The 26912-nt window shown below is 37.6% G+C and carries 25 protein-coding genes; 22 read left to right on the top strand and 3 right to left on the bottom strand.

Going from position 1 to position 26912, the window contains the following annotated elements; genetic code table 11:
* The first annotated feature begins 15 nt into the window (after nt 1-15).
* Nucleotides 16-1323 (top strand): DRTGG domain-containing protein, encoded by a 1308-nt coding sequence (locus tag BFJ97_RS07380; protein WP_068983979.1) that lies wholly within the window; start codon nt 16-18, stop codon nt 1321-1323.
* 289 nt (nt 1324-1612) lie between these two features.
* On the opposite strand, the gene BFJ97_RS07375 is transcribed toward BFJ97_RS07380, so the two are convergent.
* Nucleotides 1613-1918 carry a YtpI family protein gene (locus BFJ97_RS07375; RefSeq protein ID WP_068983978.1) on the bottom strand — a complete coding sequence of 102 codons (306 nt, stop codon included), beginning with the start codon at nt 1916-1918 and terminating at the stop codon, nt 1613-1615.
* Between the two features lie 90 nt (nt 1919-2008).
* On the opposite strand from BFJ97_RS07375, the gene BFJ97_RS07370 reads away from it, so the two are divergent.
* From BFJ97_RS07370 to BFJ97_RS07350, 5 genes are all read left to right on the top strand, one after another.
* Complete coding sequence (locus BFJ97_RS07370; RefSeq protein WP_068983977.1) at nt 2009-2953, top strand: DHH family phosphoesterase; 945 nt, start codon at nt 2009-2011, stop codon at nt 2951-2953.
* Between the two features lie 55 nt (nt 2954-3008).
* Entirely contained in the window at nt 3009-6098 is a 3090-nt protein-coding gene (gene dnaE / locus BFJ97_RS07365; protein ID WP_068983976.1) for a DNA polymerase III subunit alpha, read from the top strand.
* 125 nt (nt 6099-6223) lie between these two features.
* Nucleotides 6224-6865, top strand: coding sequence for a FadR/GntR family transcriptional regulator (locus BFJ97_RS07360; protein WP_068983975.1), 642 nt, complete (start codon nt 6224-6226; stop codon nt 6863-6865).
* A gap of 21 nt (nt 6866-6886) precedes the next feature.
* Nucleotides 6887-7735, top strand: a complete 849-nt coding sequence (gene accD, locus BFJ97_RS07355; protein WP_068983974.1) for an acetyl-CoA carboxylase, carboxyltransferase subunit beta — start codon at nt 6887-6889, stop codon at nt 7733-7735.
* Nucleotides 7728-8684: an acetyl-CoA carboxylase carboxyltransferase subunit alpha gene (locus BFJ97_RS07350; RefSeq protein WP_068983973.1), complete on the top strand. Its 957-nt coding sequence runs from the start codon at nt 7728-7730 to the stop codon at nt 8682-8684. Before accD ends, BFJ97_RS07350 begins: the two co-directional genes overlap by 8 nt.
* A 155-nt stretch (nt 8685-8839) precedes the next feature.
* On the opposite strand, the gene BFJ97_RS07345 is transcribed toward BFJ97_RS07350, so the two are convergent.
* Nucleotides 8840-9019: a hypothetical protein gene (locus tag BFJ97_RS07345; RefSeq protein WP_068983972.1), complete on the bottom strand. Its 180-nt coding sequence runs from the start codon at nt 9017-9019 to the stop codon at nt 8840-8842.
* 308 nt (nt 9020-9327) lie between these two features.
* On the opposite strand from BFJ97_RS07345, the gene pfkA reads away from it, so the two are divergent.
* From pfkA to BFJ97_RS07330, 3 genes are all read left to right on the top strand, one after another.
* A complete protein-coding gene (pfkA, locus tag BFJ97_RS07340) occupies nt 9328-10287 on the top strand; it encodes a 6-phosphofructokinase (protein ID WP_068983971.1) in 960 nt (319 codons plus the stop codon).
* Nucleotides 10288-10314: 27 nt separating this feature from the next.
* Nucleotides 10315-12075 carry a pyruvate kinase gene (gene pyk / locus BFJ97_RS07335; RefSeq protein WP_068983970.1) on the top strand — a complete coding sequence of 587 codons (1761 nt, stop codon included), beginning with the start codon at nt 10315-10317 and terminating at the stop codon, nt 12073-12075.
* 344 nt (nt 12076-12419) lie between these two features.
* Nucleotides 12420-12809 carry an FxsA family protein gene (locus tag BFJ97_RS07330; protein WP_068983969.1) on the top strand — a complete coding sequence of 130 codons (390 nt, stop codon included), beginning with the start codon at nt 12420-12422 and terminating at the stop codon, nt 12807-12809.
* Here BFJ97_RS07330 and BFJ97_RS07325 read toward each other — a convergent pair.
* Nucleotides 12793-13758: an AI-2E family transporter gene (locus tag BFJ97_RS07325; protein WP_068984090.1), complete on the bottom strand. Its 966-nt coding sequence runs from the start codon at nt 13756-13758 to the stop codon at nt 12793-12795. The two genes, BFJ97_RS07330 and BFJ97_RS07325, sit on opposite strands and share 17 nt — an antisense overlap.
* A 253-nt stretch (nt 13759-14011) precedes the next feature.
* Here BFJ97_RS07325 and citZ point away from each other — a divergent pair, with 253 nt between their 5' ends.
* From citZ to BFJ97_RS07260, 13 genes are all read left to right on the top strand, one after another.
* Nucleotides 14012-15127: a citrate synthase gene (gene citZ / locus BFJ97_RS07320; RefSeq protein ID WP_068983968.1), complete on the top strand. Its 1116-nt coding sequence runs from the start codon at nt 14012-14014 to the stop codon at nt 15125-15127.
* Nucleotides 15128-15207: 80 nt separating this feature from the next.
* The gene (icd, locus tag BFJ97_RS07315; protein WP_068983967.1) at nt 15208-16470 is read left to right on the top strand and encodes an NADP-dependent isocitrate dehydrogenase; all 1263 of its coding nucleotides are present in this window, start codon (nt 15208-15210) and stop codon (nt 16468-16470) included.
* A gap of 308 nt (nt 16471-16778) precedes the next feature.
* Complete coding sequence (mdh, locus tag BFJ97_RS07310; RefSeq protein WP_068983966.1) at nt 16779-17717, top strand: malate dehydrogenase; 939 nt, start codon at nt 16779-16781, stop codon at nt 17715-17717.
* Nucleotides 17718-18042: 325 nt separating this feature from the next.
* Nucleotides 18043-18369, top strand: coding sequence for a hypothetical protein (locus BFJ97_RS07305; protein ID WP_068983965.1), 327 nt, complete (start codon nt 18043-18045; stop codon nt 18367-18369).
* Between the two features lie 194 nt (nt 18370-18563).
* Nucleotides 18564-19085 (top strand): hypothetical protein, encoded by a 522-nt coding sequence (locus tag BFJ97_RS07300; RefSeq protein WP_068983964.1) that lies wholly within the window; start codon nt 18564-18566, stop codon nt 19083-19085.
* A 380-nt stretch (nt 19086-19465) separates the two neighbouring features.
* Complete coding sequence (locus BFJ97_RS07295; RefSeq protein WP_068983963.1) at nt 19466-19906, top strand: MaoC/PaaZ C-terminal domain-containing protein; 441 nt, start codon at nt 19466-19468, stop codon at nt 19904-19906.
* Nucleotides 19907-19958: 52 nt separating this feature from the next.
* On the top strand, nt 19959-20675 hold the full coding sequence (locus BFJ97_RS07290; RefSeq protein WP_068983962.1) for a response regulator transcription factor: 717 nt from the start codon (nt 19959-19961) through the stop codon (nt 20673-20675).
* Complete coding sequence (gene pnpS / locus BFJ97_RS07285) at nt 20672-22207, top strand: two-component system histidine kinase PnpS (protein WP_068983961.1); 1536 nt, start codon at nt 20672-20674, stop codon at nt 22205-22207. Before BFJ97_RS07290 ends, pnpS begins: the two co-directional genes overlap by 4 nt.
* A gap of 354 nt (nt 22208-22561) precedes the next feature.
* On the top strand, nt 22562-22930 hold the full coding sequence (locus BFJ97_RS07280; protein WP_068983960.1) for a CidA/LrgA family holin-like protein: 369 nt from the start codon (nt 22562-22564) through the stop codon (nt 22928-22930).
* Nucleotides 22927-23640 (top strand): LrgB family protein, encoded by a 714-nt coding sequence (locus BFJ97_RS07275; RefSeq protein WP_068983959.1) that lies wholly within the window; start codon nt 22927-22929, stop codon nt 23638-23640. The genes BFJ97_RS07280 and BFJ97_RS07275 overlap by 4 nt, the downstream gene beginning before the upstream one ends.
* Before the next feature lie 289 nt (nt 23641-23929).
* On the top strand, nt 23930-24898 hold the full coding sequence (hflK, locus tag BFJ97_RS07270) for an FtsH protease activity modulator HflK (protein ID WP_068983958.1): 969 nt from the start codon (nt 23930-23932) through the stop codon (nt 24896-24898).
* On the top strand, nt 24898-25908 hold the full coding sequence (gene hflC / locus BFJ97_RS07265) for a protease modulator HflC (protein WP_068983957.1): 1011 nt from the start codon (nt 24898-24900) through the stop codon (nt 25906-25908). The genes hflK and hflC overlap by 1 nt, the downstream gene beginning before the upstream one ends.
* Before the next feature lie 554 nt (nt 25909-26462).
* Nucleotides 26463-26894 (top strand): DNA polymerase I, encoded by a 432-nt coding sequence (locus tag BFJ97_RS07260; RefSeq protein ID WP_068983956.1) that lies wholly within the window; start codon nt 26463-26465, stop codon nt 26892-26894.
* Nucleotides 26895-26912: the final 18 nt, after the last annotated feature.

Raw genomic sequence — 26912 nt, 5'->3', positions numbered from 1 at the left:
GAAATAGGTGATATTTTGTCTACAAAACATGAGAAAATTTTACAATACATCGAATCACTACCCGTGGGCGATAAAATTTCAGTACGTCAAATTGCAAAGGAAATGCAGGTCAGTGAAGGAACGGCTTATCGTGCCATTAAGGAAGCGGAAAATCGTCGTTTAGTAAGCTCCATTGAACGTGTTGGAACGATTCGAATTGAGAAGAAAAAGAAAGAGAATATTGAGCGATTAACCTTTGCTGAAATTGTTAATATTGTAGACGGCCAAGTTTTAGGTGGAAAAACAGGTCTACATAAAACGTTAACGAAATTTGTTATTGGTGCAATGCAATTAGAAGATATGATGCGTTATACAGATGCAGGAAGCTTGCTCATCGTTGGGAATCGTATTAAAGCGCATGAAAATGCACTACGAGCTGGTGCAGCTGTTTTAATTACAGGTGGCTTTGATACTACTGAGGAAAACAAGCTACTCGCAGATTCCTTAGACCTACCAATCATTTCAACTAGCTATGACACCTTTACAGTAGCAACAATGATTAATCGTGCAATTTATGACCAATTAATCAAAAAAGATATTTTATTTATTGAAGATATTTATGTACCGATGACTGATACGGCTGTTCTTCGAAATGATGAAACCATTCATCACTTCCAAAAGTTAAATGAACGAACGACTCATGGTGCATTTCCTGTTGTTACAGCAAGCAATAAGCTTGTTGGGATGATTACAGTAAAAGACGTTATTGGTCGAGAAGAAACTGAGCTTATTGAAAAGGTTATGACGAAAAATCCGATTGCCGGATCGATGAAAATGAGTGTTGCTTCTGCAGGACATCGTATGATTTGGGAAGGGATTGATCTACTACCAATTGTCGATGATGACAATATTTTGCAAGGTGTCATTAGTCGTCAAGATGTACTAAAAGCGCTTCAACTCGCACAAAGACAGCCACAGCATGGTGAAACAATTGATGATTTAGTGAAAAATGAGATGAAGGTGCTTGGCGATGAAGAATTAATCGTAGAGTTTAAAGTAACACCTCAAATGACAAACCAATATGGGGCAATTTCTTACGGGGCATTTACCACTTTGTTAGCAGAAGTTGGCTCATTTGCGTTAAAGCGTCGAAAACGTGGGGATGCAGTTGCCGAAAACATGACGATTTATTTCATCAAGCCTGTGCAAATGGAAAGTACTCTTACGGTAAGACCTCGAATATTAGACATGAGTCGTAAGTTCGTGAAAATGGACTTCGAAGTGTTTAATCAACAAATGCTTGTTGGAAAGGCAATGATGATGTTCCAACTGCTGGAACGTTAAGAAGATGCAAAAAGGGATGGCCTAGACAAATGCTAGGTCATCCCTTTCACTTTTTTCAGCGGGTATCCAAACACCCGCCGAATAAAGGACCTCTCAGTCTAAGAACGCCACGTCCTGTGGCAACGACTGAGTGACCAACTTCCTGTTGTTGCTGTCGCTACGCTTTCGCACAAAAAACATTTGTTGCTGCCGCTACGTTAGCACTGCGCTTTCGCACAAAAAACATCTGTTGCTGTCGCTACGCTTTCGCACAAAAAACATCTGTTGGCCTAAAGCCTCCGGTGGATATTTATTGGTTAATACGGAATTCTTCTTCAACAAATTTGCCGTAGTGACGAGTCTTTTTAATATTTTCGGTAATAACAAGGATGCCTAAAACGACAAGAATTGCTACAATAATAAATGTATATATTCCAGGGAATAAATAGGCTTGATTGACACCAAATACAAGAATAAATACGCCGAAACTTACGTTTGCTTTACTTTTGTACCAATTTTTAGCGATGGGTAATGGAGAACGGAACTGTTTTGTTTTAAAATAAAAATAAATAGCAAATGATATGATAATTGCAAACACAAAAATTAAATTGAGCATAGTAAACCTCCTAGCATAACTAGACTATATTGTAACGATTATTGAAGAAAAATGCTAACGGTTATTACTATCATTTTGGAGGAAATTATTATGAAAAGACAAATCATCGACACAATTGCTTCATATGAGACAATCGTTATTCATCGCCATGTGCGTCCAGATCCTGACGCTTATGGATCTCAGCTAGGGTTAAAAGAGCTTATTTTAGCAAATTATCCTGAAAAGAAGGTTTTTGCAGCAGGTGAGCATGATGAATCTTTAACATTTTTAGCAAAGCCAGATTACATTACGGATGATGTGTACAACAATGCCTTAGTGATTGTGACAGATACTGCAAATACTGAACGTGTAGACGATCAACGCTATACAAAAGGGAAAATGGTTATTAAAATAGATCACCATCCAAATGATGATGCATATGGTGATTTACTATGGGTGGATACGACTGCAAGCTCTTGTAGTGAAATGATTTATGAGCTTTTTGAGGAAGGAAAAGAAGTAGCAAACTGGACTCTATCTGATGCAGCCGCTAGATTATTATTTGCTGGTATTGTAGGAGATACTGGACGCTTCCAATATCCTAGCACGACAGTAAAAACATTTAAGGTTGCTGGAGAACTTATTACTTATGATTTTGATCGAAATCAAATTTTCGATGGAATGTATGAAATGGATCGAAAGCTTTTAAATTTACAAGGCTATATTTATCAAAACTTCAAAATAGATGAGCATGGAGCGGCGTATATTAAGCTGACAAAGGAATTGCTAGCTGAATACAATGCGGTACCGTCAGAAGCGTCACTGTTAGTCGGCTGTCTTGGAAGTGTGAAAGGTATTTGTGCATGGGTAATCCTCATTGAAGAGGCCGATCAGATTCGTGTACGTCTACGCTCAAAAGGTCCTGTTATTAACACTTTAGCGAAGGAATTTAATGGTGGGGGACACCCGCTTGCTTCTGGTGCAACAGCTTACTCATGGGAAGAAGCAGACCGTGTTATAACGAGATTACAGGAAATTTGTAAGGCTTATCAATAAAGAGACGATTCTTTTACTTAATAATTCTTTGAAACCTAGAAAGGAAGGGATTCATTTGACACATGTATACACAAAAATGCATACGAGCGCGGATTTATTGAAAAGCACGATTCGGCTTGAACAATTGATCCCTTTTTTACAAGAGCAAAATACTCAGGCCTGTGCAATCGTCAACTCAAAATTGTACGGGCTTTTGCCTTTTAGTAAAGCATTGCGACAAGCAAATATTCATGCAGTATTAGGGCTTTCGATAAATGTACAGTGGCACGAGAGAAAGGTACCACTTGTGCTGTATGCTCAAACACAAGAAGGTTATCAACATCTTTTAAAGATTAGTAGTGCAGTGTCGATTCGGGAGGATGATGCACTTCCTTGGAAATGGCTGGAAGGGTATGCAGCAGGCTGTGTTGCACTACTTTCTTCGGATGATTTAGCGGGAGTTGAGGATTGGACTGAAGTAGTAAGTGCTTTATACAGGGTATTCGGTAAGCACTTATTTATGGGGATAGCAAGGCCGGCAGGAGTGATAGCGGAAAAAGAAGAAACGTATGTAGCATGGTGTGAAACGATGAACATCGCGATAATTGCCTCACAGAGCTGTTATTTTTTACGTCCAGAAGATCATTTTGCCTTCGAGGTTGCAAGAGCAATTGATACAGGTGAAAAGCTTACGGGTACAATGTTATCCGTCTATTTACAAAGCTATTTCGCTCCAACAGAGGAAGAATGGCGAAGTTGGTTTGCGGATCATCCAGAATGGCTTGAAGCTAGTGCAACGATGCTAGCTAGCTGTACTGCGGAAATCCCTGAAATGCACGTACAAATGCCTAAATTTCCTGTACCAACAGGTGAAACAGCCGAAAGCTTGCTTGCCAAAGAAGTATTTGCAGGATTAGCAGAGCGTTTCAAACAAACTGAAATCCCACATGTTTATCGGGAGCGACTTCAATACGAGCTTGAAATTATTTGTTCAATGGGCTTTGCTGATTATTTTTTAATTGTTGCAGATTTTATGCATTTTGCTAAAGAAAACCGTATTTTAACTGGTCCAGGTCGTGGTTCGTCAGCAAGTTCTCTTGTAGCATATAGTTTATCCATTACACAAGTAGATCCACTGGTTTACGGCTTATTATTTGAACGCTTTTTAAACCCTGAACGTGTCACGCTGCCAGATATAGATATTGATTTTGTCGACAGTAAAAGACAAAAAGTCATCCACTATGTTGCTCAAAAATATGGAAAGGCAAACGTGGCGCAAATTATTACGTTTGGCACTTTATCTGCGAAGGCTGTTGCTAGAGATGTTGCTCGTGTTTTTGGTTTTGACGCTGAAATATTGGAAAAAATATCGAAAATGATTCCAAATAAACCTGGGATAACATTGCAAAGAGCGGTTGACGAATCACAAGGCTTGCAGGGCTGGCTAGCAGAGGATGAGAAGCATCGTCGCTGGTTGGAGGTGGCGTTAAAATTAGAAGGATTGCCAAGGAATTCTTCTACCCATGCAGCTGGGATTGTGCTGGCACCATCACCACTAGTCAATACAATACCGATTGAAGAGGGTCATGACGGGATATATTGTACGCAATGGCCGATGGGAGATGTAGAAGCTTGTGGCCTTGTTAAAATGGATTTTTTAGGTTTGCGCAATCTGACAATATTAGAGCAGGTACGTTGGTCAATTTATAAAGCAGGTGGCCCGTGGATAGAGTTTGAGCTTATTCCAATGCAAGATGAAAAGACATTTCAGCTACTACAAAAGGGAGATACATTAGGTATTTTTCAATTAGAATCGGAAGGTATGAAACAAGCTTTACGTGATATACATCCAACCCATTTTTTAGATATAGTGGCAGTCAATGCGTTGTATCGCCCTGGTCCAATGGATTTTATTCCTGTCTATGCAAGACGGAAAGCGGGTAAGGAGCCTACAAATATGCTACATCCAGCTTTAGAGCCTATTTTACGGGAGACATTTGGTGTCATAGTATATCAAGAGCAAATAATGCAAATTGCTTCGGTGATGGCGGGCTTTACGATGGGACAAGCGGATTTATTGCGTCGAGCGGTGAGCAAGAAAAATCGTCAAGTATTAGAAGAGCAACGTGTGGCATTTGTTAATGGAGCAATAAAGCAAGGCTTTGATATTCAAGTGGCTGAAGAAGTGTATGCATTAATTGTACGCTTTGCAGATTATGGTTTCCCTAAAAGTCATGCTGTCGCATATAGTGTTATTTCCTATCAAATGGCATATTTAAAGGCACACTTCCCACTAAGTTTCTATGCGGCACTACTATCAAATGCAACAGGAAATGTGGAAAAAATTCAGCAGCTTGTGAGTGAGGCAAAAGAGAAAGGGATTCCGTTTTACCCACCTTCGCTCAAACGGAGTACGAAATTTTTTACTGTAGAAAAGGATGGAGTTCGCTATAGCCTTTCCGGAGTAAAGGGTGTACCTTATACATTTATAGAGACAGTTAATGCATTACGACAAACGAATGCAGAAGCATTTGATAATTTATTTGACTTGGCAGTTGCCTTAAGTGCACAGCATTTTAAACCAAAAATCATGGAGTCTTTAATTTTCGCTGGGGCTCTCGATTATTTAATGAAAGATCGTGCGGTATTGTTAGCAACAGTGGAGGCTGCCCAGAAGCATGCTGAGTTGCTAAGACCAACTGAGGATATTGATATTGCATCGGCTACTGCCTATAGCTTTGGTAAGCCAAAGTATATGGAAGCGGAAGCTATGCCTCAAAAGGAAAAATTACTACATGAGAAGGAAAGTCTTGGCTTTTATATATCAGCACATCCAGTCACTGAGGAAAGAACTTTTTGGAATGAAGTAAATATGACGTGCCGAGAGATAAAGCGTGAACGAGAAGGAACGTATGTTAAAATGATTGGCATGATAGAAGAAGTGAAAAAAATTCGGACTAAAAAAGGTGAGCAAATGGCTTTTGTTCAGCTTCAGGATGAATTTGGAACGGTATCTGTTACTTTATTCCCTCAAGTATTTCAGCTTGTTCAAGAGTTTTTGCTTGAGGATGAATTGATTTATCTTGAAGGAACGTTAGAAAGACGTTTTGGTAAGTCGCAGATTAAAGTAAAACATGCGCAAGCGACGAAAAAACTAGGGAATTAAAGAATATTTTAGAAGCTGCATAGATTTTTTATGCAGTTTTTTCTTTACTTTTTAATAATTATTTTGTAAGCTAGAATCAACGTCAAAAAGTGGTCTGACCACTTTTTATAAGAGGAGTTGATCGTATGGATAAAAAAACTGAACAAAAGAAAGTGTTTTTAGAAATCGTCCAACAATTACGTCAACTTATTAAAATGGAAAAAATTCAGGCTGGTGAAAAATTACCTTCCGAACGAGTCCTTTCTGAGCGTTTAGGCGTCGGACGATCCTCTGTGAGAGAGGCGTTGCGTAGCTTAGAGTTATTAGGTCTTATTGAAACGAGACATGGTGGAGGTACTTTTCTAGCTTCAACACATAAACATCAGCTTGTAGAAATACTGTCGATGTTTATATTAGAAGATGAAAAATCGAAAAAGGATGTCGAATTAACGCGACAAATTCATGAAAAGGAAGCAATTCGCGTAATAAGTTGTACAGAGACTCTGCAAACACTACCTGTGTGGGACAGTTTTTTTGTAAAGCTAGAGATAGAAGGAACAATTAATTGTCTGGATGTTTTACGAGAAATATTAATCACGTCAGGAAACCGTCTTTCATTGAAAATCTGGTTTCAATTAGCAGCTTATGATGGCGACCGTTTAAATCGAAACTCAACTGAAGATGAAAAGTTACAAATTCAAACAATGTTGAAATCGATGCAGCTTGGCTATGAAAGAGAAGCATTAAAGGCCTACGAGCAGTGGATGAAGAATGTACAAAGTATTTAGACAACAAAGGGGGAGTCGAACATGGCGATACGCAGCTTATTTAGCAAAAAGAAAGAAGACGGACAAGAGAAGGGATTTCCTGAAGGACTTATGACAAAATGTCCAGAATGCCGTCATATTCAATTAACGAAGGAATTAGAAAAAAATCATAAAGTATGTACAAAATGCAGCCATCATTTCAAAATGACCGCACAGGAGCGTGTAACATATTTCTTAGATGAAGGTTCATTTGTGTCAATGGATGACCATTTACAAACATGTAATCCGCTTAATTTCCCTGCTTATGTTGAAAAAATTTCAGCTGATCAACAAAAAACGGGATTAAATGAAGCTGTTCTGACAGGATTAGGTACACTCGATGGAGAAGAAATTGTAGTAGCGATTATGGATTCTCATTTCCGCATGGGTTCTATGGGCTCGGTTGTCGGAGAAAAAATCACGCGTGCTGTTGAAAAAGCTACTGAATTACGTGTTCCGTTTATTATCTTTACTGCAAGTGGTGGAGCGCGCATGCAAGAAGGCGTACTATCTTTAATGCAAATGGCAAAAACGAGTGTGGCATTAAAACGTCATAGCAATGAAGGACTATTGTTTATTTCAATACTAACGCATCCTACAACAGGTGGTGTTTCTGCAAGCTTCGCTTCTGTTGGAGATATTAATATTGCAGAACCACAAGCATTGATTGGCTTTGCTGGCCGCCGTGTAATTGAAGAAACAGTAAGAGAAAAATTACCTAATGATTTCCAAACAGCGGAATTTTTACTAGAGCATGGTCAGCTGGATGCAATCTTCCATCGAAAAGATTTACGAGACCAAGTAGCAGTACTTGTTAAAATGCATACGAAAGGCGGCGTGCAACATGTCTAAAAATTTAGCTTTTGAAGAACCAGTAGTACAATTACGTGAAAAGATCGATGAGTTAAAAAAAATTGCTACCGAAGCGGAAGTAGATATGACAGGTGAAATCGAAAAGCTTGAAACACGCCTAATACAGTTAGAAGAATCTATTTATGCCAATATGAAGCCGTGGGATCGTGTACAGGTTGCAAGACATCCTGAACGCCCAACAACATTACAGTATATAGAAGCAATGTGCGAAAACTTTATAGAGTTACATGGAGACCGTACGTTTGGTGATGATGCGGCTATTCTTGGAGGAATTGCTCTCTTTGAAGGACAGCCAGTAACAATTATTGGACATCAACGCGGAAAATCAACTAAAGAAAACATTCGTCGTAATTTTGGTATGCCACATCCTGAAGGATATCGTAAGGCATTACGCTTAATGAAGCAGGCTGAGAAATTTAAGCGCCCAATTATTTGTTTTATTGATACGAAAGGTGCTTATCCAGGTAAGGCTGCCGAGGAACGCGGTCAAAGTGAAGCAATCGCCAGAAATCTAGTCGAAATGGCGGGTCTAACAGTACCGGTTATAAGCATAGTTATTGGGGAAGGCGGAAGCGGTGGCGCACTTGCATTAGGTGTAGCGAATCGTGTCTTTATGTTAGAAAACTCTACGTATTCGGTTATTTCTCCAGAAGGTGCTGCGTCGATTTTATGGCGTGATGGTAGCTTAGCGAAGCAAGCAGCAGAAGCTATGCGTATAACAGCACCTGACTTAAAAGAGCTTGGCGTTATAGATGGAATTATCCCTGAGATTACAGGTGGTGCACATCGCAATGTAGCGAAGCAAGCACTTTATTTAAAAGAATGTATAAGCGACACGCTAAAAGCATTAAATTCTTTAAATGGCGAACAATTAATAGAAGACCGTTATGAGAAATTTAAAAAGATCGGACAATATACTGAAGCGTAAATTCATACATTTTTTGATTTTTCATCAATGAGTGGTCAGTAACAAAAGAGAGAAGCTTTTGCCGCTTAGGTGATTGAAGTAGAAATTGGGCGAATCCTTGAGGATCAGCGGTCACTTATGAGACTTTGGTGGTAAGCGATGTATAGGAACGAAGGCTAAAAAATATCACCTCTTGTGATAATGCCTTCGAGACCAACATCATGTTGTTGCTGTCGCTTCGCTTTCGCACAGAAAACATATTGTTGCTGTCGCTTCGCTTTCGCACAGAAAACATATTGTTGCTGTCGCTTCGCTTTCGCACAGAAAACATATTGTTGCTGTCGCTTCGCTTTCACGCAGGAAACATTTGTTTCTCGTGCTAAAACACAGATAAAACGGAAATCTATCCCTATGTTATCGTAATGAACCTAATTTGTATCTTAATTAGATAAAAAGCCTAATGATGGAAGAAGAAAACACTCAAAAAACAATGCAGATTTTTTGAAAAAATGTTAGATTTCGGTTGTTTTTTGCTGAAAAGAGTGTGTGAAAGCGCATTCTTTTTATTTTTTTGTAAAAGTTATGTTTTTGTAGCCTCAGAACACTTACATAGTTTGTTTTTTCGTGTTAATGTGAATAATAATAGTACTGCAGGAGGTCGACAATGAAAAAAATTGCCGTATTAACAAGTGGTGGAGATGCGCCAGGGATGAATGCAGCTGTTCGTGCAGTCGTTCGTAAGGCAGCATATCATGGAATTGAAGTTGTCGGAATTAAGCATGGGTATGAAGGCTTAATAAAAGGTTACATGGAAAATCTCGATTTAGGCTCAGTAGGTGGCATTATTCAACGTGGTGGCACACAGTTATTTTCAGCAAGATGTCCTGAATTTAAAGAAGACGCTGTTCAACAGCGAGGCATTGACAATTTGCGTGAAGCTGGGATTGAAGGGCTAGTTGTTATTGGCGGCGATGGTTCTTACCGTGGTGCTATGGATTTAGTGAAAAAAGGTTTTCCTGCTGTTGGCGTTCCAGGAACAATCGATAATGATGTTCCAGGAACCGAATATACTATAGGATTCGATACAGCACTAAATACAGTCGTGGAATCGATTGATAAAATCCGCGATACAGCAACTTCCCATGAAAATTCCTTTATAGTTGAGGTAATGGGGCGAGATGCAGGAGATATTGCATTATGGGCAGGTCTTGCAGCTGGTGCTGAAACAGTTTTAATTCCAGAAGAAGATTATAATTTGGATGACATTGTGGCACGCTTAGATCGTGGTGCTGCGCGTGGGAAAAAGCATAGTATTATTATTGTCGCTGAAGGTGTTATGTCAGGTAGTGATTTGGCAAAACTGTTAAAAGACAAAACAGGAAAAGAGATTCGTGTTTCTGTTCTTGGACATATCCAGCGTGGCGGTTCACCTACTGCACGCGATCGTGTTCTGGCAAGTCAGTTCGGTGCTCATGCAGTTGAGTTATTAATGGAGGGGAAAACTGGAAGAGCGGTAGGTATCCGCAATCATCAAGTTATTGACTATGATATGCCTGAGGCTTTTGAAAAAAATCATGAGTCAGATGTAAGCTTGTATACTTTAATGAAAGAACTATCTATATAATTTGTTATAAAACGGAGTGGGCAGAAAATGAGAAAAACAAAAATCGTATGTACAATTGGTCCGGCAAGTGAGTCACCAGAAACTTTAGAGAAACTAATCGAAGCAGGTATGAATGTTGCCCGCTTAAATTTTTCACATGGTTCTCATGAAGAGCATGAAGGACGTATTAGTTTAATTCGCGAAGTAGCACAGAAATTAGGTAAACCAGTTGGTATTTTACTCGACACAAAAGGTCCAGAAATTCGTACACATAATATGAAAAACGGGGAATTACATTTAGCTACAGGACAAGTGATTGATATTTCAATGACTGAAGTTGAAGGAACAGAAAAATGCTTCTCTGTCACATATGATCGTTTAATCGAGGATGTTGAGCAAAACTCAATCATTTTATTAGATGATGGACTTATTCAATTACGTGTATTAGCAACAGATATGGAAAAAGGCCTTATCCATACAATTGTTGAAAATGCAGGTGTCTTAAAAAATAAAAAGGGTGTTAACGTGCCAGGCGTTTCTGTACAGCTTCCAGGAATTACAGAAAAAGATGCACAGGACATTCTATTCGGTATTAAGCAAGGTGTAGATTTTATTGCAGCTTCATTTGTTCGTCGAGCAAAGGATGTACTAGAGATTCGAGAATTACTTGAACAAAATGGTGGTAACCATATTCAAATCATCCCGAAAATCGAGAACCAAGAGGGTGTCGATAATATCGATGAAATCATCTTAGTTTCAGATGGATTAATGGTGGCACGTGGTGACCTTGGTGTAGAAATCCCAGCAGAAGAAGTACCACTTGTACAAAAGAAATTAATTTTAAAATGTAACCAAGTAGGTAAACCAGTAATTACAGCTACACAAATGTTAGATTCGATGCAGCGTAATCCACGTCCAACACGAGCAGAGGCAAGTGACGTAGCAAACGCAATTATCGATGGTACAGATGCAATTATGCTGTCTGGTGAAACTGCGGCGGGGCTTTATCCAGTAGAGTCCGTACAAACAATGAATAAAATCGCACAGCGCACAGAAAATTCATTAGATTATAAGACGATTGTCTCTACACGTAGTCGTGAAAAAGAGGCGAATATGACTGAAGCAATTTCTCAGGCAGTAGCGTACACTTCAATTAACTTAGGTGTAAAAGCAGTATTAGCACCAACAGAAAGTGGTAACACTGCTAAAATGATTGCTAAATATCGCCCAGGTGTACCGATTGTCGCTGTAACAGGCTCTACCAATACAGCTAACGCATTAACACTAGTTTGGGGTGTATACCCAGTTGTTTGTCAACGTGTTACGACAACAGATGAAATTTTAGAGCTAGCTGTTGACGAAAGCTTGAAGCATGGCTTTGTAACGCACGGTGATGCAGTTGTCATTACAGCAGGTGTACCAGTAGGTGAAGCAGGTACTACTAACTTAATGAAGGTACACATTATCGGAGATTTACTAGCTCGTGGTCAAGGGATCGGTAAAGCTTCAGTTGTAGGTAAAACAGTTGTTGCAAAAAATGCCGCTGAGGCACTAGCATATGATACAGACGGATGCATTTTAGTAACGGTTGGTTCAGATCGTGATATGATGCCAGTGCTTGAAAACTGTATTGGTCTGATTACAGAAGAGGGTGGACTTACAAGTCATGCAGCGGTTGTAGGACTAAGCCTTGGTATCCCTGTGATCGTCGGTGTAAAAGAAGCCACTACATTGATTCGCCACGATCAAGAAATTACGATGGATGCTGAAACAGGCGTTATTTACAAAGGGCATGCAAGTGTTCTTTAAACCATAACAAAAAGCTCTAGTACGAATGGTTGTACTAGAGCTTTTCTTATGAAAAAAGATATTTTCGTTTGAATCAATTATGCCTCAGCGTAATTGTGTTCGGATTCGGCATTGTGCTTGCACAAAAACTCCTTTCCAAACCGTGACATCCGCCAGAGTCATTGGGCCAATAGATGTTTCTTGCATGAAAAATAGTTTCTTTTCCCTTCATGGAATGGGGATTTTACTATAATGAAAGTATAGTCTAGACTTTCTTATTAGGGGCTCGTTGTTTTTTAAGGGAACTAAATTGGCTATAATAACGTATTAAAGGTATAGCTTTTTTAGATAGAAAGGAGAAAAATATGAGAAAAATTTTTCTTGGTTTCATTGTCTACGTATTGGCCGAATTGGCATTATTAATAGTGATTGGTCAAAATATTGGTGTTTTCAATACTTTATTACTTATAGTTGCTACGAGTATTATAGGAATTTTTGTAGTGAAAAATAAAGGTATGAATTCTGTACAAAAGGTAAAAAATACGATAGCACGTGGAGAGGCTCCTGGTCCAGCTTTAATTGACACAGTGTTAAATTTTAGCGGGGGTGTACTTCTAGCATTACCAGGTTTTATAACGGATCTTATTGGTTTATTGTTGCTTATGCCTTTTACTCGTAAAATGTTCCAACCAATCTTTTATTATTGGATGCGTAAAAAAATGAAAAAAGGTCAATTCATCATCGTTCAAAAATAGCATTTTCCTTTAGTTTAACCGCCAAAAATAAAAATATAGGGCTAAGTAAAATGCCATAAAAACCAAATAATAAGATAGAGGCGGCACTGATGAAAAAGGTGTGGAATGTTCGCAATTGCAGTGTATTTGACCAAAGCATGGAATCAGCTAGCTGCCTTGTTAATTGAACAAATAGATACAAAATTAAAATAGCCACACATAAAAAGGTATTTCCTTTTAAGTAAAAATAAAAGCTCATGGGTACTAGGAATACTCCGATGCCGAAGAAAGGAAGTATATCTGCGAAAGCTACTATAAAAGCTTTAATAATGGCTTGTTCAAATTGGAGAATCATAAACCCTGCACAAAGAATGAGCAGTGTGATTGTGAATAGCTGAAACTCCACGAACAAAAAGTAATGGAATAGTTGCATTATCTTCGAAAAATGTGATTGCCATTCATTGCGGAATTTTTTTGGCACATATTGAAAGAACCAATAACGAGATTTGCGAGTTTCCAATAGGGCAAAGTAGTAAGCGATAAGGAATATAAATACTTCAATAACATGCTTCATAAATAATTGGAAGATATTAGCTATATATACTAAGACTGAATCGAAAATAGACAATGATTTTTCCTTTAAAACTTGGATGAACATGGATTCATATTCGTTGAAAAGTGGGAAATTTTGTAATGTTTCTCGGATTTCAGGGAAGATCAGAATAATGCTGTTTATAGATATGATAGCGAGAAGAAAAATGCAAGTTAGTATGAGTACTTCTACGATGATTGCTGCAAGCCAATAGGCAAGCCTACAATAAGAGTGAAGAAATTTTATGATAGGGTACGTAGAAAAAGATAAGAAAATCGCAAGAGATACAGGTAATACGAACCATAGTATTACCAAATAAAAAATAAAAAACAATATACTAGTGGTCCTTTCGTATGAAAAATATTTAATATTCCTCATTTTTACAATTTCACCCCGTTTCAAATGATGAATTAATGTTAAAAAATACAAAATAATCTCTTTGGAACGTTTAAATAATCGCTAAAACACCTTTTTCTTTATTCGGAGGATTTTCATTCACAAAGATGTCAAAAATGATTATAATAGCAATGTAAGCGATTTACTTAATGGTTCATATGAGCAAAAAACGTAAATGTGATCTACAAAAAGCATTTACACACCCAAAAATTTAACTATGAGGGAGCGATATTTTATGTCAGCAACTAAAGGTTTAGAAGGTATCGTAGCAGCGGAATCTAAAATCAGTTCAATTATCGATGACACACTTACATATGTTGGTTACAACATTGATGATTTAGCAGTGAACGCGTCATTTGAAGAGGTAATTTATTTATTATGGCATACTCGTTTACCAAAAGCGGACGAGCTAGCTGAATTAAAACAACAATTAGCAGACAACATGACTATTCCGCAAGCAATTGTAGACCAATTTAAAACTTACCCACTTTCAACTGTACATCCAATGGCTGCACTACGTACTGCAGTATCTTTACTTGGTGTATTCGATGAAGAGGCAGATGTTATGGATCCGGAAGCTAACTACCGTAAAGCTATCCGTTTACAAGCTAAAATTGCTACAGTAGTTACTGCGTTTGCACGTGTTCGTAAAGGTTTAGAGCCAGTTGCTCCAAAACCAGAATTAGGATATGCAGCAAACTTCTTATACATGCTTAAAGGTGAAGAACCAGCGGCAATTGAAGTGGAAGCATTCGACAAAGCGTTAGTATTACATGCTGACCATGAATTAAATGCATCAACATTCACAGCACGTGTATGTGTAGCTACATTATCAGATGTTTATTCTGGTGTAACTTCAGCTATCGGCGCATTAAAAGGACCACTTCATGGTGGTGCAAATGAGCAAGTTATGAAAATGTTAACTGAAATTGGCTCACTTGAAAATGTTGAATCTTATATTCAAAATAAATTAGACAACAAAGAAAAAATCATGGGCTTCGGTCACCGCGTATACCGCAAAGGCGACCCACGTGCACCACACTTACGTGTAATGTCACAAAAATTAACTGAGCTTACTGGTAAACCAGAGCTTTATGAAATGTCAGTTAAAATCCATGACATGATCGTAGAACAAAAGAAATTACCTGCAAACGTAGACTTCTTCTCTGCGTCAGTGTATGATTCTTTAGGTATTGATCATGACCTATTCACACCAATTTTCGCAGTATCACGTACTTCTGGTTGGGTAGCTCATATTCTTGAGCAATATGCTAACAACCGCCTAATCCGTCCACGTGCAGAGTATGTTGGACCAGGCATGCAAAAATATGTTCCAATCAGCGAGCGCTAATTCGGAAAATATGCTAGAATATTTGGGACTGTGTTACTGATAACACAGTCCTATGATTATGAATTTAGGAGGCAACATCAATGTCAAACAAAATTGTAGTTGAAAATGGCGTACTTAATGTACCAAACAATCCAGTGATTCCTTTCATCGAAGGTGACGGAATCGGTCCAGATATTTGGGCTGCAGCATCACGCGTAATGGACGCAGCAGTAGAAAAAGCTTACAACGGCGAAAAGAAAATCGAATGGTTAGAAGTTTTAGCTGGTGAAAAAGCATTCAACCAAACTGGTGAATGGTTACCACAAGAAACTTTAGACAAAATTAACGAATACCTAATCGCAATCAAAGGTCCTCTTACTACTCCAATCGGTGGTGGTATCCGCTCTCTAAACGTAGCATTACGTCAACAGCTTGACCTATATGTATGCTTACGTCCAGTACGTCACTTTGATGGAGTACCTTCTCCAGTTAAACGTCCAGAAGACGTTGATATGGTTATCTTCCGCGAAAACACAGAAGACATCTATGCTGGTATCGAATTCGAATCTGGCTCTGAACAAGCACAAAAAATCATCAACTTCCTACAATCTGAATTTGGTGTAAACAAAATCCGTTTCCCAGAAACTTCTGGTATCGGTGTGAAACCTGTATCTAAAGAAGGTACTGAGCGTTTAGTACGTTCTGCTATCGAATATGCTATTAATCATAAACGCCCATCTGTTACTTTAGTACACAAAGGTAACATCATGAAATTCACTGAAGGTGGATTCAAAAAATGGGGTTATGAATTAGCAGAAAAAGAATTTGCTGATCAAACATTCACTTGGAACCAATATGATGCTATTAAAGCTGAACAAGGTGAAGAAGCAGCAAACAAAGCACAAGCTGACGCTTTAGCAGCTGGTAAAATCTTAGTTAAAGATTCTATCGCTGATATCTTCTTACAACAAATCTTAACTCGTCCAAATGAGTTCGACGTAGTTGCTACAATGAACTTAAACGGTGACTATATTTCTGACGCATTAGCTGCTCAAGTTGGTGGTATCGGTATCGCTCCAGGCGCAAACATTAACTATGTAACTGGTCACGCGATCTTCGAAGCTACTCACGGTACAGCTCCAAAATATGCTGGTCAAGATAAAGTAAACCCATCTTCAGTATTACTTTCAGGTGTATTAATGCTTGAACACTTAGGATGGCAAGAAGCAGCTGACATGATTACTAAATCTGTAGAGCAAACAATTTCTTCTAAAGTTGTAACTTATGACTTCGCTCGTTTAATGGACGGCGCTACAGAAGTAAAATGTTCAGAATTCGCGAATGAATTAATCAAAAACCTATAATTTTCTATTCTAAAATAGAAATTATAGTTGAAGCGGAAGTTTATTCTGCCGATATAATTAGGGTGAAATGTAAATTTCTATTGACCTTAGCTTAATAAAATATTTACGATGAACTTGTTTAATCGAGGGAGGAGAATTTATTCTCCTCCCTCTTTTAATTTCTTTCAGCGGGTGTTTAAACACTCGCTGAAAGAAGCCTCCGGCGGATGTCACGGAATCGGCTTTGTTCTTACACAAAGCCGATTCCTGACGCAATTATGCCGAGGCATAATAGATTAAATAACCTAATTTTAAAGGAGCGTATTCGAATGTCTCTGAAACGAAAAAAAATCTCAGTAATTGGTAGCGGTTTTACCGGCGCTACTGCAGCATTTTTAGCAGCTCAAAAAGAACTTGGTGATGTAGTATTGGTGGATATCCCTCAAGCTGAAAACCCAGCAAAAGGTAAAGCATTAGATATGTGGGAAGCTGCACCGGTGCAGGGTTATGATTCTTATGTTAAAGGTACTTCTAATTATGCGGATACAGCTGATTCTGATGTAGTAATCATCACTGCTGGCGTTGCTCGTAAACCGGGTATGAGCCGTGATGATCTTGTTCAAATTAACCAAGATGTGATGAAAACTGTTTCCAAGGAAGTTGCGAAATACTCACCAAATGCAACAATCCTCGTACTTACGAACCCCGTAGATGCAATGACTTACACTGTATACAAAGAGACTGGTTTCCCTAAAAATCGTGTAATAGGTCAATCAGGTGTACTTGATACGGCTCGTTTCTGTGCGTTTGTTGCTGAAGAGCTTAATATTTCAGTAAAAGACATCACAGGTTTTGTTTTAGGTGGTCACGGTGATACAATGGTGCCACTTACTCGTTACTCATTCGCTGGTGGTATTCCATTAGAAACATTAATCCCAGCTGATCGTCTTGCAGAGATTGTTGACCGTACACGTAACGGTGGTGCTGAAATCGTTAACCTCCTTGGTAATGGTTCTGCATACTATGCTCCTTCAGCGGCACTTATTGAAATGGCGGAAGCTATCATTAAAGACCAAAAACGTATACTACCATCTATTGCATACTTAGAGGGCGAATATGGCTACAATGATTTATATCTAGGCGTTCCAACATTGCTTGGTGCAAATGGTGTAGAAAAAATCTTTGAGCTTGAATTGACAGACACTGAAAAAGCAGCTTTAGATAAATCGGCAGAGGCTGTCCGCGACGTTATGAAAGTTTTAGCTTAATAAAAGTTTATGAAATCGAGTGGGAATCATTCCTACTCGATTTTTTGAGTATTGAGATTGAAAAGAGATGTTCTTACAAATTACGGGATACCAGAAAATAGAAAGAGGGTCATATCTGGATTGTTTTAGGGAGCTTCGCATACCGCCTAACTCATACGAGTGTAAGATCAAGTACATAGGTCAAAGGTGCTTTTCTTATTGAGCTAACAGTGCAGTTTAGTTTAATAATGATATGGGTTTTTGTGGTAAAATAGTAGACGGTAGGTGGATTTTCATCTTTCCAGGAAAGTGGAATGAGCTATCGTTTAGTTAGGAGGTAGAGGTTTTGGGTGTTCTGGCTATTTATGGTGTTTGGGGTGTTTTGATTTTATTAGTTGCAATAATTTTATTTTGGTCGGCTGGATTACCGAAGATTAAAAGTAAAAAATTATCATTTGTGATGATTAGTTTGGGATTGAATGTAATCGCAACTCCATTGGCTTTTTTTATAGGTGGAATGGCAACAGCCTCCCCGACCAGCACTACAAATGATTTTTGGACAGGATTTCTAATCGTACAGGGAATACCAATTTTAATACTAATATTTGCACTTTTAATACTAATAATTGGAATCTTAAAATGGTTTATCATTGACAGAAGAAAAAATAAATAAGCATATAAATAGTAATAATTAATTAGGTTTAAAAAAGACAAGTTTGTGAAGAAATCTCTACTTAAACTATAGGGGTGCTTTACTTCAAGATGGGATCCTGCAGGGAACCCATCTTTTTCTTATTCAACTAATGGAGGTTAGTTGAAAATCAACAATCAAAAAATAAATGCTTCAGAAAGAAGGGGGGGAGATTTATTTTGAGAAGTGAAATTCAAGAATTGTTTGGTGATTTCAATTTGTTTTCCAGACAAATTGCAAATGTTCAATTGTCAAATCTATCATTTGATGTATATGAATTTAGTGATAAATCAGCAATGCAAGTAGACTTATTATTCACCAGAAAAGGTCAATTTGATAATATTCAAGAGGCATTTTCTGCAATATTTAAAAAGCAATTGTATGATGGAGAAGAATGGGATATCTGTGATGAACCAGACTCTTCAGATGGACAATGGCTAACAGCACTAAAAAATTTCTGGATTAATGAATATTACCCAAGAAAATGTGTTTGTATAGCGTCGGTAAAAGGAGATTTCATAAGTAAATTTAAAAGGGATTTAGCTGATGTGAATGTACCTGAATCAGTTGTTAAAGAACTTTTAATTAGGTTAAATCATATCGAAACTATACAAATACTAAAAGGATATGTTCATGAGTGCATATTCGGACAATCTGATAGCCACTATTTTTTGTTTGAATGGGGGATATACGCTTAGAATTATTACGACTACTAAGATTGTGAAAAAATGTACTTAAACTAACGGAGTGCTTTAATTGAATGGATAGCCAGAGGTAACCGTCTCATATGAGGTGGTTTCTTTTAATTTGGGTGGTGTCATAACTTAGATTTGAGGAGACAATTTGTTAAAAAGTATGCTAAGAAAGTAAGTTGATTGTTGTTCGGAGTGGAGACTAGGTGACTCCTTCGTGAACAACATACTTTTGTTGTTGCTACGTTACATGTTGCTGTCGCTTCGCTTTCGCACAGATAAATCATGCTGAATAAAGATAAAATGGTTATTCTGCTTTTCGTTGTACTTTTAGAATAAAATTGATACTATGAAGGTAGTATGATAGAAAAGGGGTTGGCGTATCTTTGCTTCAAAAAAACAGTAAGCTTGGTCTCACTATTGATGAAATTACAGTTGGCGAGAAGATTCATATTACCGAAAAGATTGAAGATAAGGATTTACTACTTTATTTAGGTCTGACAAATGATAGTAATCCTCTTTATATTCAACATGATTATGCTGCGATGACGCCTTTTCAAAAGCCAATCGTACCGACGATCATGTTAAATGGCATTATTACGTCAGCTGTTTCAAAGTATATTCCTGGACCAGGTTCACGAATTATTGAGCAACATTTAAAATATTTAGGACCTCTCTATCACTATGAATTATTTGATACGCTTTTAGAGGTAACAGAAGTAAATAAATTCCAAAATACAATTACTGTATCTGTGCACTCATATAATGAGCAAAAGCAGCTTGTGATTGAAGGTACGTTGCTGGTGACGCCACCACTCGCATTATAGACTTCTTGAGATTTGAAATGGGGGTTTCAAATCACTATCGGAGGCATTATACATGACAAAAACGATTTTAGTTGTAGAAGATGAATTTTCTATTGCGACATTATTGAAATATAATTTAGAACAAGCTGGGTATGTTGTAGAAACAGCTGCTGATGGTCAAGAGGGTCTTGATAAGGCAATTGATTTACAGCCAGATTTAATTCTATTAGATTTGATGCTTCCGAGACTGGATGGTATGGAGGTATGTAAACAAATTCGTCAACAACGTATGAATACACCTATTATTATGTTAACAGCAAAGGATGACGAGTTCGATAAAGTACTTGGTCTAGAGCTAGGGGCAGATGACTATATGACGAAGCCCTTTAGTCCACGTGAAGTGTTAGCACGAGTAAAAGCTGTATTAAGACGTTTTACACAAAATGTTGTGGTAGAAGATAAGGATAGGCTACAAGAGAAAATGTATGAGTTTGGTCAATTGCGTGTATTTCCTGAGCGTTTTGAAGTATTTTTACAGGATGAGGCACTTGAGTTTACACCGAAGGAATTTGAGCTACTCATTTACTTACTTGAAAATAAAAACCGTGTGTTAACGCGTGATCAGCTATTAAGTGCTGTATGGAAGTATGATTTTGCTGGCGATACTCGAATTGTGGATGTACACATCAGTCACCTTCGCGATAAAATTGAGGAAAATAGCCGTAAGCCAATGTTCATCAAAACAATTCGCGGTCTTGGCTATAAATTTGAGGAGCCGAAGACGACATGAAATCAATGAGCAACAGCTTATTCTTGACATTCATGCTATTACTTGGAACGATATTAGCTGTCCTAATGCTTGTTATAGGTCAGCTTTTTCCTGTTTATATAGAACAGTACGATGAGCAGGCAAGTTTGCAGCTGCAAGAATCTATCGATCAAGTATTAGATGAACGAAAGCTTGAACTATCTAAGGAAGATAAAGAAGCACTGTATACGGCTCAAAACATTGAAGCGAAAGACTCTCTGTTTTCTGATATTCGTGCACGGTTTTATCTAGTGCTAACGATTCTTTTCATAATAACGCTTATTTTAATAGCTGTTGTAAGTCGCTATATGATACGAAATTTCATTGCGCCTATTGATAACGTGACAGATACAGCGCTTGAATTGGCAAAGGGAAATTATCGTGCTCGAGCCCATGAAAATGAACATGAACGCATGATGCCGTTAAGTCACTCGATCAATATTTTAGCACGTAATTTACAGGATATTACGACGATTCGTGAGGTGGAAGAGGAGAGGCTTAAAACTTTAATTGAAAACATGGGAAGTTCCCTGATGATGATTGGACGTGAAGGGAATATATCCATCGTGAACCGGGTATTTCTAGAGCGTTTTGGTATGCAAATTGCCGATGTTCAAGGGAAGGTCTTTCGTACAATCGGTTTACCTAAATCACTTGAGCAATTTATCGACCATGTGTTTTTAACAGAAATGCCTTATCGACAACAACTTAAAATGGAAGTACAACAGGAGCTACATAATAAGGAAGTGTATGGAGCACCTGTTATAGGAGATCATGGTCGCTGGCTTGGTGTTGTTATTGTTATGCACGATATTACGGAGCTTGTTCGTTTAGAGCAGATTCGTAAGGATTTTGTAGCAAATGTATCACATGAACTACGTACGCCTATTACATCCATTAAAGGTTTTGCTGAAACTTTACTGGATGGAGCGTATAAGGATGAAAAAATGCTGCTATCTTTTTTAGAGATTATTAATAAAGAAAGTAACCGTCTACAGATGCTTATTCAGGATTTACTGGAGTTATCGAAAATTGAACAGCATGGTTTTACCGTTAATATTATGCCGATGGGCTTGCAAGATGTACTTATACGTGGAGCAGAGTTAACGGGACCACGTCTGGATGAGAAAAATATGAGCTTTCATGTTGATATAGATCGTGATATTCAGGTTATGGGTGATGCGAATCGTATCATTCAAATTGTCACTAATTTAATTACCAATGCGATTACGTATTCTCCAGAAAATACAACCGTTACGGTTCGTTTAAAGGAAAATGAAACGTATGGCATTATTGAAATAGAGGATCAAGGAATAGGGATTGAAAAACATGAAATTGCCCGTGTCTTTGAACGATTTTATCGTGTGGATCGTGCACGAAGTCGGAATTCTGGGGGGACAGGTTTAGGGCTTGCAATTGTGAAGCACTTAATAGAGGCGCATCATGGTCGCATTCAAGTAGAAAGTGAAGTTGGCGTAGGTACAAAAATGATTGTTATGATTCCGAAAAATTAACAATTTCTTTACAATAGCACAATTTTAGCTTCATAATGGGGATTTATACTTGTTAATAGAAACCCCCATTATAATTATTAAGGTTAAATCGCTTAGAGATCTTTAAATATAAAAGATTTTTTGATTGTGCTGCTTAGTTATCGCCACAGAAGAAAGAATCTATTGCCAAAGTTTTTGGTGGTAGATTCTTTTTCTGTTTTACACCTAACGTAAATAGGTGTAAAGTATAGTAGCATAATGTTCAGCTACAATCAGTTCATAAATTGTAGTTGAACCAATCGGGCTTTAAAGTGAGTTTACGCTTGCTTATTACTGGCCGTTAAAGTGTGATAAAAAATTGAGAGAAGGATGACCATGAAAATCGTCAATAGTATCGTGCAAATCGGCTATCTTTATGTACTTTTATTTGTTGGGAATAGTATTGCACGTCTACTTCACTTGCCGATTCCAGGGAGTATAATTGGACTAGTCTTATTGTTTTTACTTTTGCAGTTTCATATTATTAAGCTTGAATGGATTGAGTTAGGTGCAGGTTTATTACTTAGTGAGTTATTGCTATTTTTCATTCCATCTGCGATCGGAGTGATCGATTATGATTCGCTTTTCGGTGCGCAAGGTGTGAAGGCTGTGCTTGTTATTGTCGTGAGTGCTATTGTTGTCATGTTTGCAACAGGTTTCACAGCACAGTGGCTAGAGCTACGAAAGAAAGGTGATACTGCATGAGCTTTTTAATAGCTGTAGTAAGTTTAATAGGCACTATTGCAGTTTTTTATAGTAGTAAAATGTTTTATAAAAAGTATAAAAAGGAATGGCTAACACCCGTACTGATAACACCGTTAGTTATCATTATCGTTTTGTTACTATCGGGTACATCTTATAAATCCTATAATGCAGGAGCCAATATTTTAACAAATTTACTAGGTCCAGCAACAGTTGCCTTTGCGGTACCTATTTATAAAAATTTTAACCTATTAAAGAAACATGCTTTTGAAATTTTTCTAAGTATTGCGGTTGGATCCGCGGTTGCCATTACATCATCCTATATAATCGCCGTAGTAGTCGGGTTAAATGATGAACTTGTGCATAGCTTAGTACCTCGTTCAGTCACTACACCAATCGCAATGGATATTTCCAATATGATTGGTGGCTCACCTACCCTGACGGCAGTTTTCGTCATGATAACTGGTATTTTAGGAAGTCTACTGGCACCGTTCGTAATTAAAGTATGTCGCTTTCATAGACCATCCTCTAGAGGTCTAATGTTAGGAATGGGTGCACATGGTGCAGGTACCTCTAAAGCATTTGAGTTTGGTGAACTTGAAGGTACTTTTGCAAGTCTTGCTATGGTTGTAGCTGCATTAATTAGTATTGTTTTATCAACAACATTTTTCCCAGCATTTGAACATTTAGTTGTCAATAGCCTGTTGCCTTAAATGGTAACAGGTTTTTTTATTTTTTTGTTTGATAATATTTGTTGGGTGACCATACAATTTAAGATGAAGGTGAATGTCCTAACACTCCTGTCGAAAAACTGGCTTGGCAGTTTCCAGAACGTTTGGGAAAGCTTCATATTATGCCTGGCTTCAACATTTGATGTAGAATCTACTTTTTTGAATAGTATGTCAAACTGCCTAAAATATAGTATTAGTTTATTAAAATATTTTGAAACTTTTTATAAAGTATCCCGTAAACAATAGTATTAAGCTTAAGGGAGGATTAGACATGAGTGTGAAAAGGTCACTAATGATGGTTGGACTTGGTATTTTCGGTATTATTGCACTTATTGCTGTATTTACATCGTGGTACACGGTAGATGAATCGGAACAAGCGGTAGTCATTACGTTCGGTCGTGCCGATGATACAGTAACCGAGCCAGGTTTACATTTTAAATTACCTTGGCCTGTACAATCGGTTGAGGTTTTATCAAAAGAAACATTTAGTTTGCAGTTTGGCTATAAGCAAAATAAAGACGGTGAATTGGAAGATTATGATGCTGAAACGAAAATGATTACAGGCGATGAGCATATTGTTTTAACAGACCTTGTAGTTCAATGGAAGATCACAGAACCGAATAAGTTTTTATTTAACGCACAAGATCCAGAAGAAATTTTACATAGCGCTACGTCGAGTGCGATTCGGTCAATTGTCGGAAGTTCCAACATAGATGCTGCGTTAACAGATGGAAAAGCAGATATAGAAGCAAACACACGAGATTTATTGGTTTCACTTATTGAAAAATACGATATTGGGATCAGTATTCTGGGTGTAAAATTACAAGATGTTGAATTACCAAATGCTGATGTACGAGCGGCCTTTACAGCGGTTACCGATGCCCGTGAAATGAAAAATACAAAAATCAATGAAGCAAAAAAATATCAAAATCAACGTACTAACGAGGCTCAAGGTGAAAAAGATGCCATTATCTCGAAGGCTCAAGGTGAAAAAACAGCTCGTATTGAGCAGGCTCAAGGGGATGTAGCAGTATTTAATAAAATGTATGAGCAATATAAGGGAAATCAACAAATTACACGTGAGCGTTTAATTTTAGAAACGCTTGAAAATGTTTTACCTAAAGCGCAAATTTACATTATGAATGATGATGGTAGTACGATGAAATACTTGCCTATTCAAGCATTGCAACCAACGACACAGGAGACACCTACAGAGAAAAAAGAAGGGAGCGGTAACTAATGGACCAAAAAAACAAGGACCTTGACAAATTCCTAAATTTTTTATCGGGTAAATCCAAAAAGACTGCTTCAAAAGACGGAGATTCAGGGGACAATGTAATCAAAATGTCGAAAAAAGGTCCGATGAATCCAAAAAAATATATTTCTTTTGTTGTAACATTAACAGCCGTTTTCGCTATTGCCATTATCTTATTTGCTAATGTTTATATTGTGAAAGAATCCGAATACGCAGTAGTTCGACAATTTGGGGAAGTAGTGAAATTTCAGAGTGAGCCTGGCTTGAAAATAAAAGTTCCATTTATTCAAAGTGTTACAAAACTTCCTAAAAACCAAATGACTTATGAGATTTCGGAAGAGGAAATTAATACAAAGGATAAAAAACGCATAATCATTGATAATTATGCTGTTTGGCGAATTACAGATCCAAAATTATTAATTTCAAATGCAGGTACTATAGAAAAAGTAGAATCGCGTATGGAGGAATTTATCTATTCTGTTATTCGTTCAGAGCTTGGTCGAATAGAATATTCCCAGATTATTAATGATGAAAATTCTTCACGTGGTAGTATTAATGATCAAGTGACTGAACGTGTCAATGAGCTACTTTCAAACGATAAGTATGGCATAGAAGTAGTCGATGTTCGTATACGTCGTATCGACTTGCCAACTGAGAATGAGCAGTCCGTGTTTACAAATATGATTTCGGATCGTGAATCAATCGCACAGAAATATCTATCTGAAGGTGATGCTCAGAAACGCAGTATCGAAGCTCAAACCGATAAGCAGGTTCAAGAAATGCTGGCAAAAGCTAAAAAGGATGCAGCATTGATTCAAGCTGAAGGAGAAGCGGAAGCAGCGAAAATTTACAATAAATCATTCTCGCAAGACCCAGAATTCTATTCGTTATACCGTACGTTAGAATCATATAAGAAAACTGTAGGTGAAGATACGGTAATTATTTTGCCATCCACTTCACCATATGCGAAAATATTATCTGGCTATATAAAATAATACTATTATTCTTGCAGGGATTAGTATATGAAGTCGTCTCAAACTTTTTGAGACGGCTTTTTTTACACAATCCATGAAACTAACAATGCATTTTTATGATATTTTTACATACAGGTTACGAGCTTATGGAAGGACTATTTAATGAATGGTAATATTTGTATAAGTTGATTGGAGTGGAGACTGGGCGACTCCTTGGGGATTAGCGGCTCATCCGACGCCCCTAGGAAGCTCTGCTCTGCGCGAAAGCGAAGCGACAGCAACAAATGTTTTTATCTATGCGACAGCAACAAATGTTTTATCTGTGCGAAAGCGTAGTGCTAACGTAGCGGCAGCAACAACAAAGCGCCCAGTCGGAACGGGAATCAACTCTACGTTATAGTGAGGAGCCTTCATGGTGTGGTTTTTAGGTATTTTTAATTATACATTTTATAAATATCTTTCAAATATCAAATTTATGTTATGTAAATAATAGAAATTTATAATTTTGTATTTCGTAGATAACTATTTTCTGATAGAATGATAATGTTCAGAATTAAAAATTGGGGGTAATAGCTGTGAAATTGCACATTAACATGTGGCTCCAAAATTTAGGGATAGCATGTAGTATTGCATCGTTGTTTACACTTTTCTTCCGTCTATCAGATTTTGCATGGATCACAAAAAGTGTTTATCATATACCAGTATTTTTTGTCTTATTATTTTTGTTAAGTTTAGTTATTGCAGAGGATGTACGAAAAGTATTTAAGAAATTATTTTGGTACGAAAAACGTAAAGTACAGCGTCCTATATGGCAAGTTGGGATTGGATTCATTTTCTTCCTAGCGCAAATTGGTACTGTCATGGTATTTTATTCAGAGCTTACACATCCGCAGCTAGGCGGTATGCCATTATTTTTAGTGTTTGCCTTTATGAATGCCTTTATTTTGACAGTTATATATGAAGAGATTTTTTATCGACAAGAAAAAATAAATGAGGCCAACGAATAACATGAAGAAAGTCAATTG

This window comes from Lysinibacillus xylanilyticus (assembly GCF_001708185.1).
In the GTDB taxonomy this organism is placed as follows: domain Bacteria; phylum Bacillota; class Bacilli; order Bacillales_A; family Planococcaceae; genus Lysinibacillus; species Lysinibacillus xylanilyticus_A.
The sequence above is the reverse complement of the archived record's forward strand: the minus strand, read 5'-3'. Positions and strand labels throughout refer to the sequence as shown.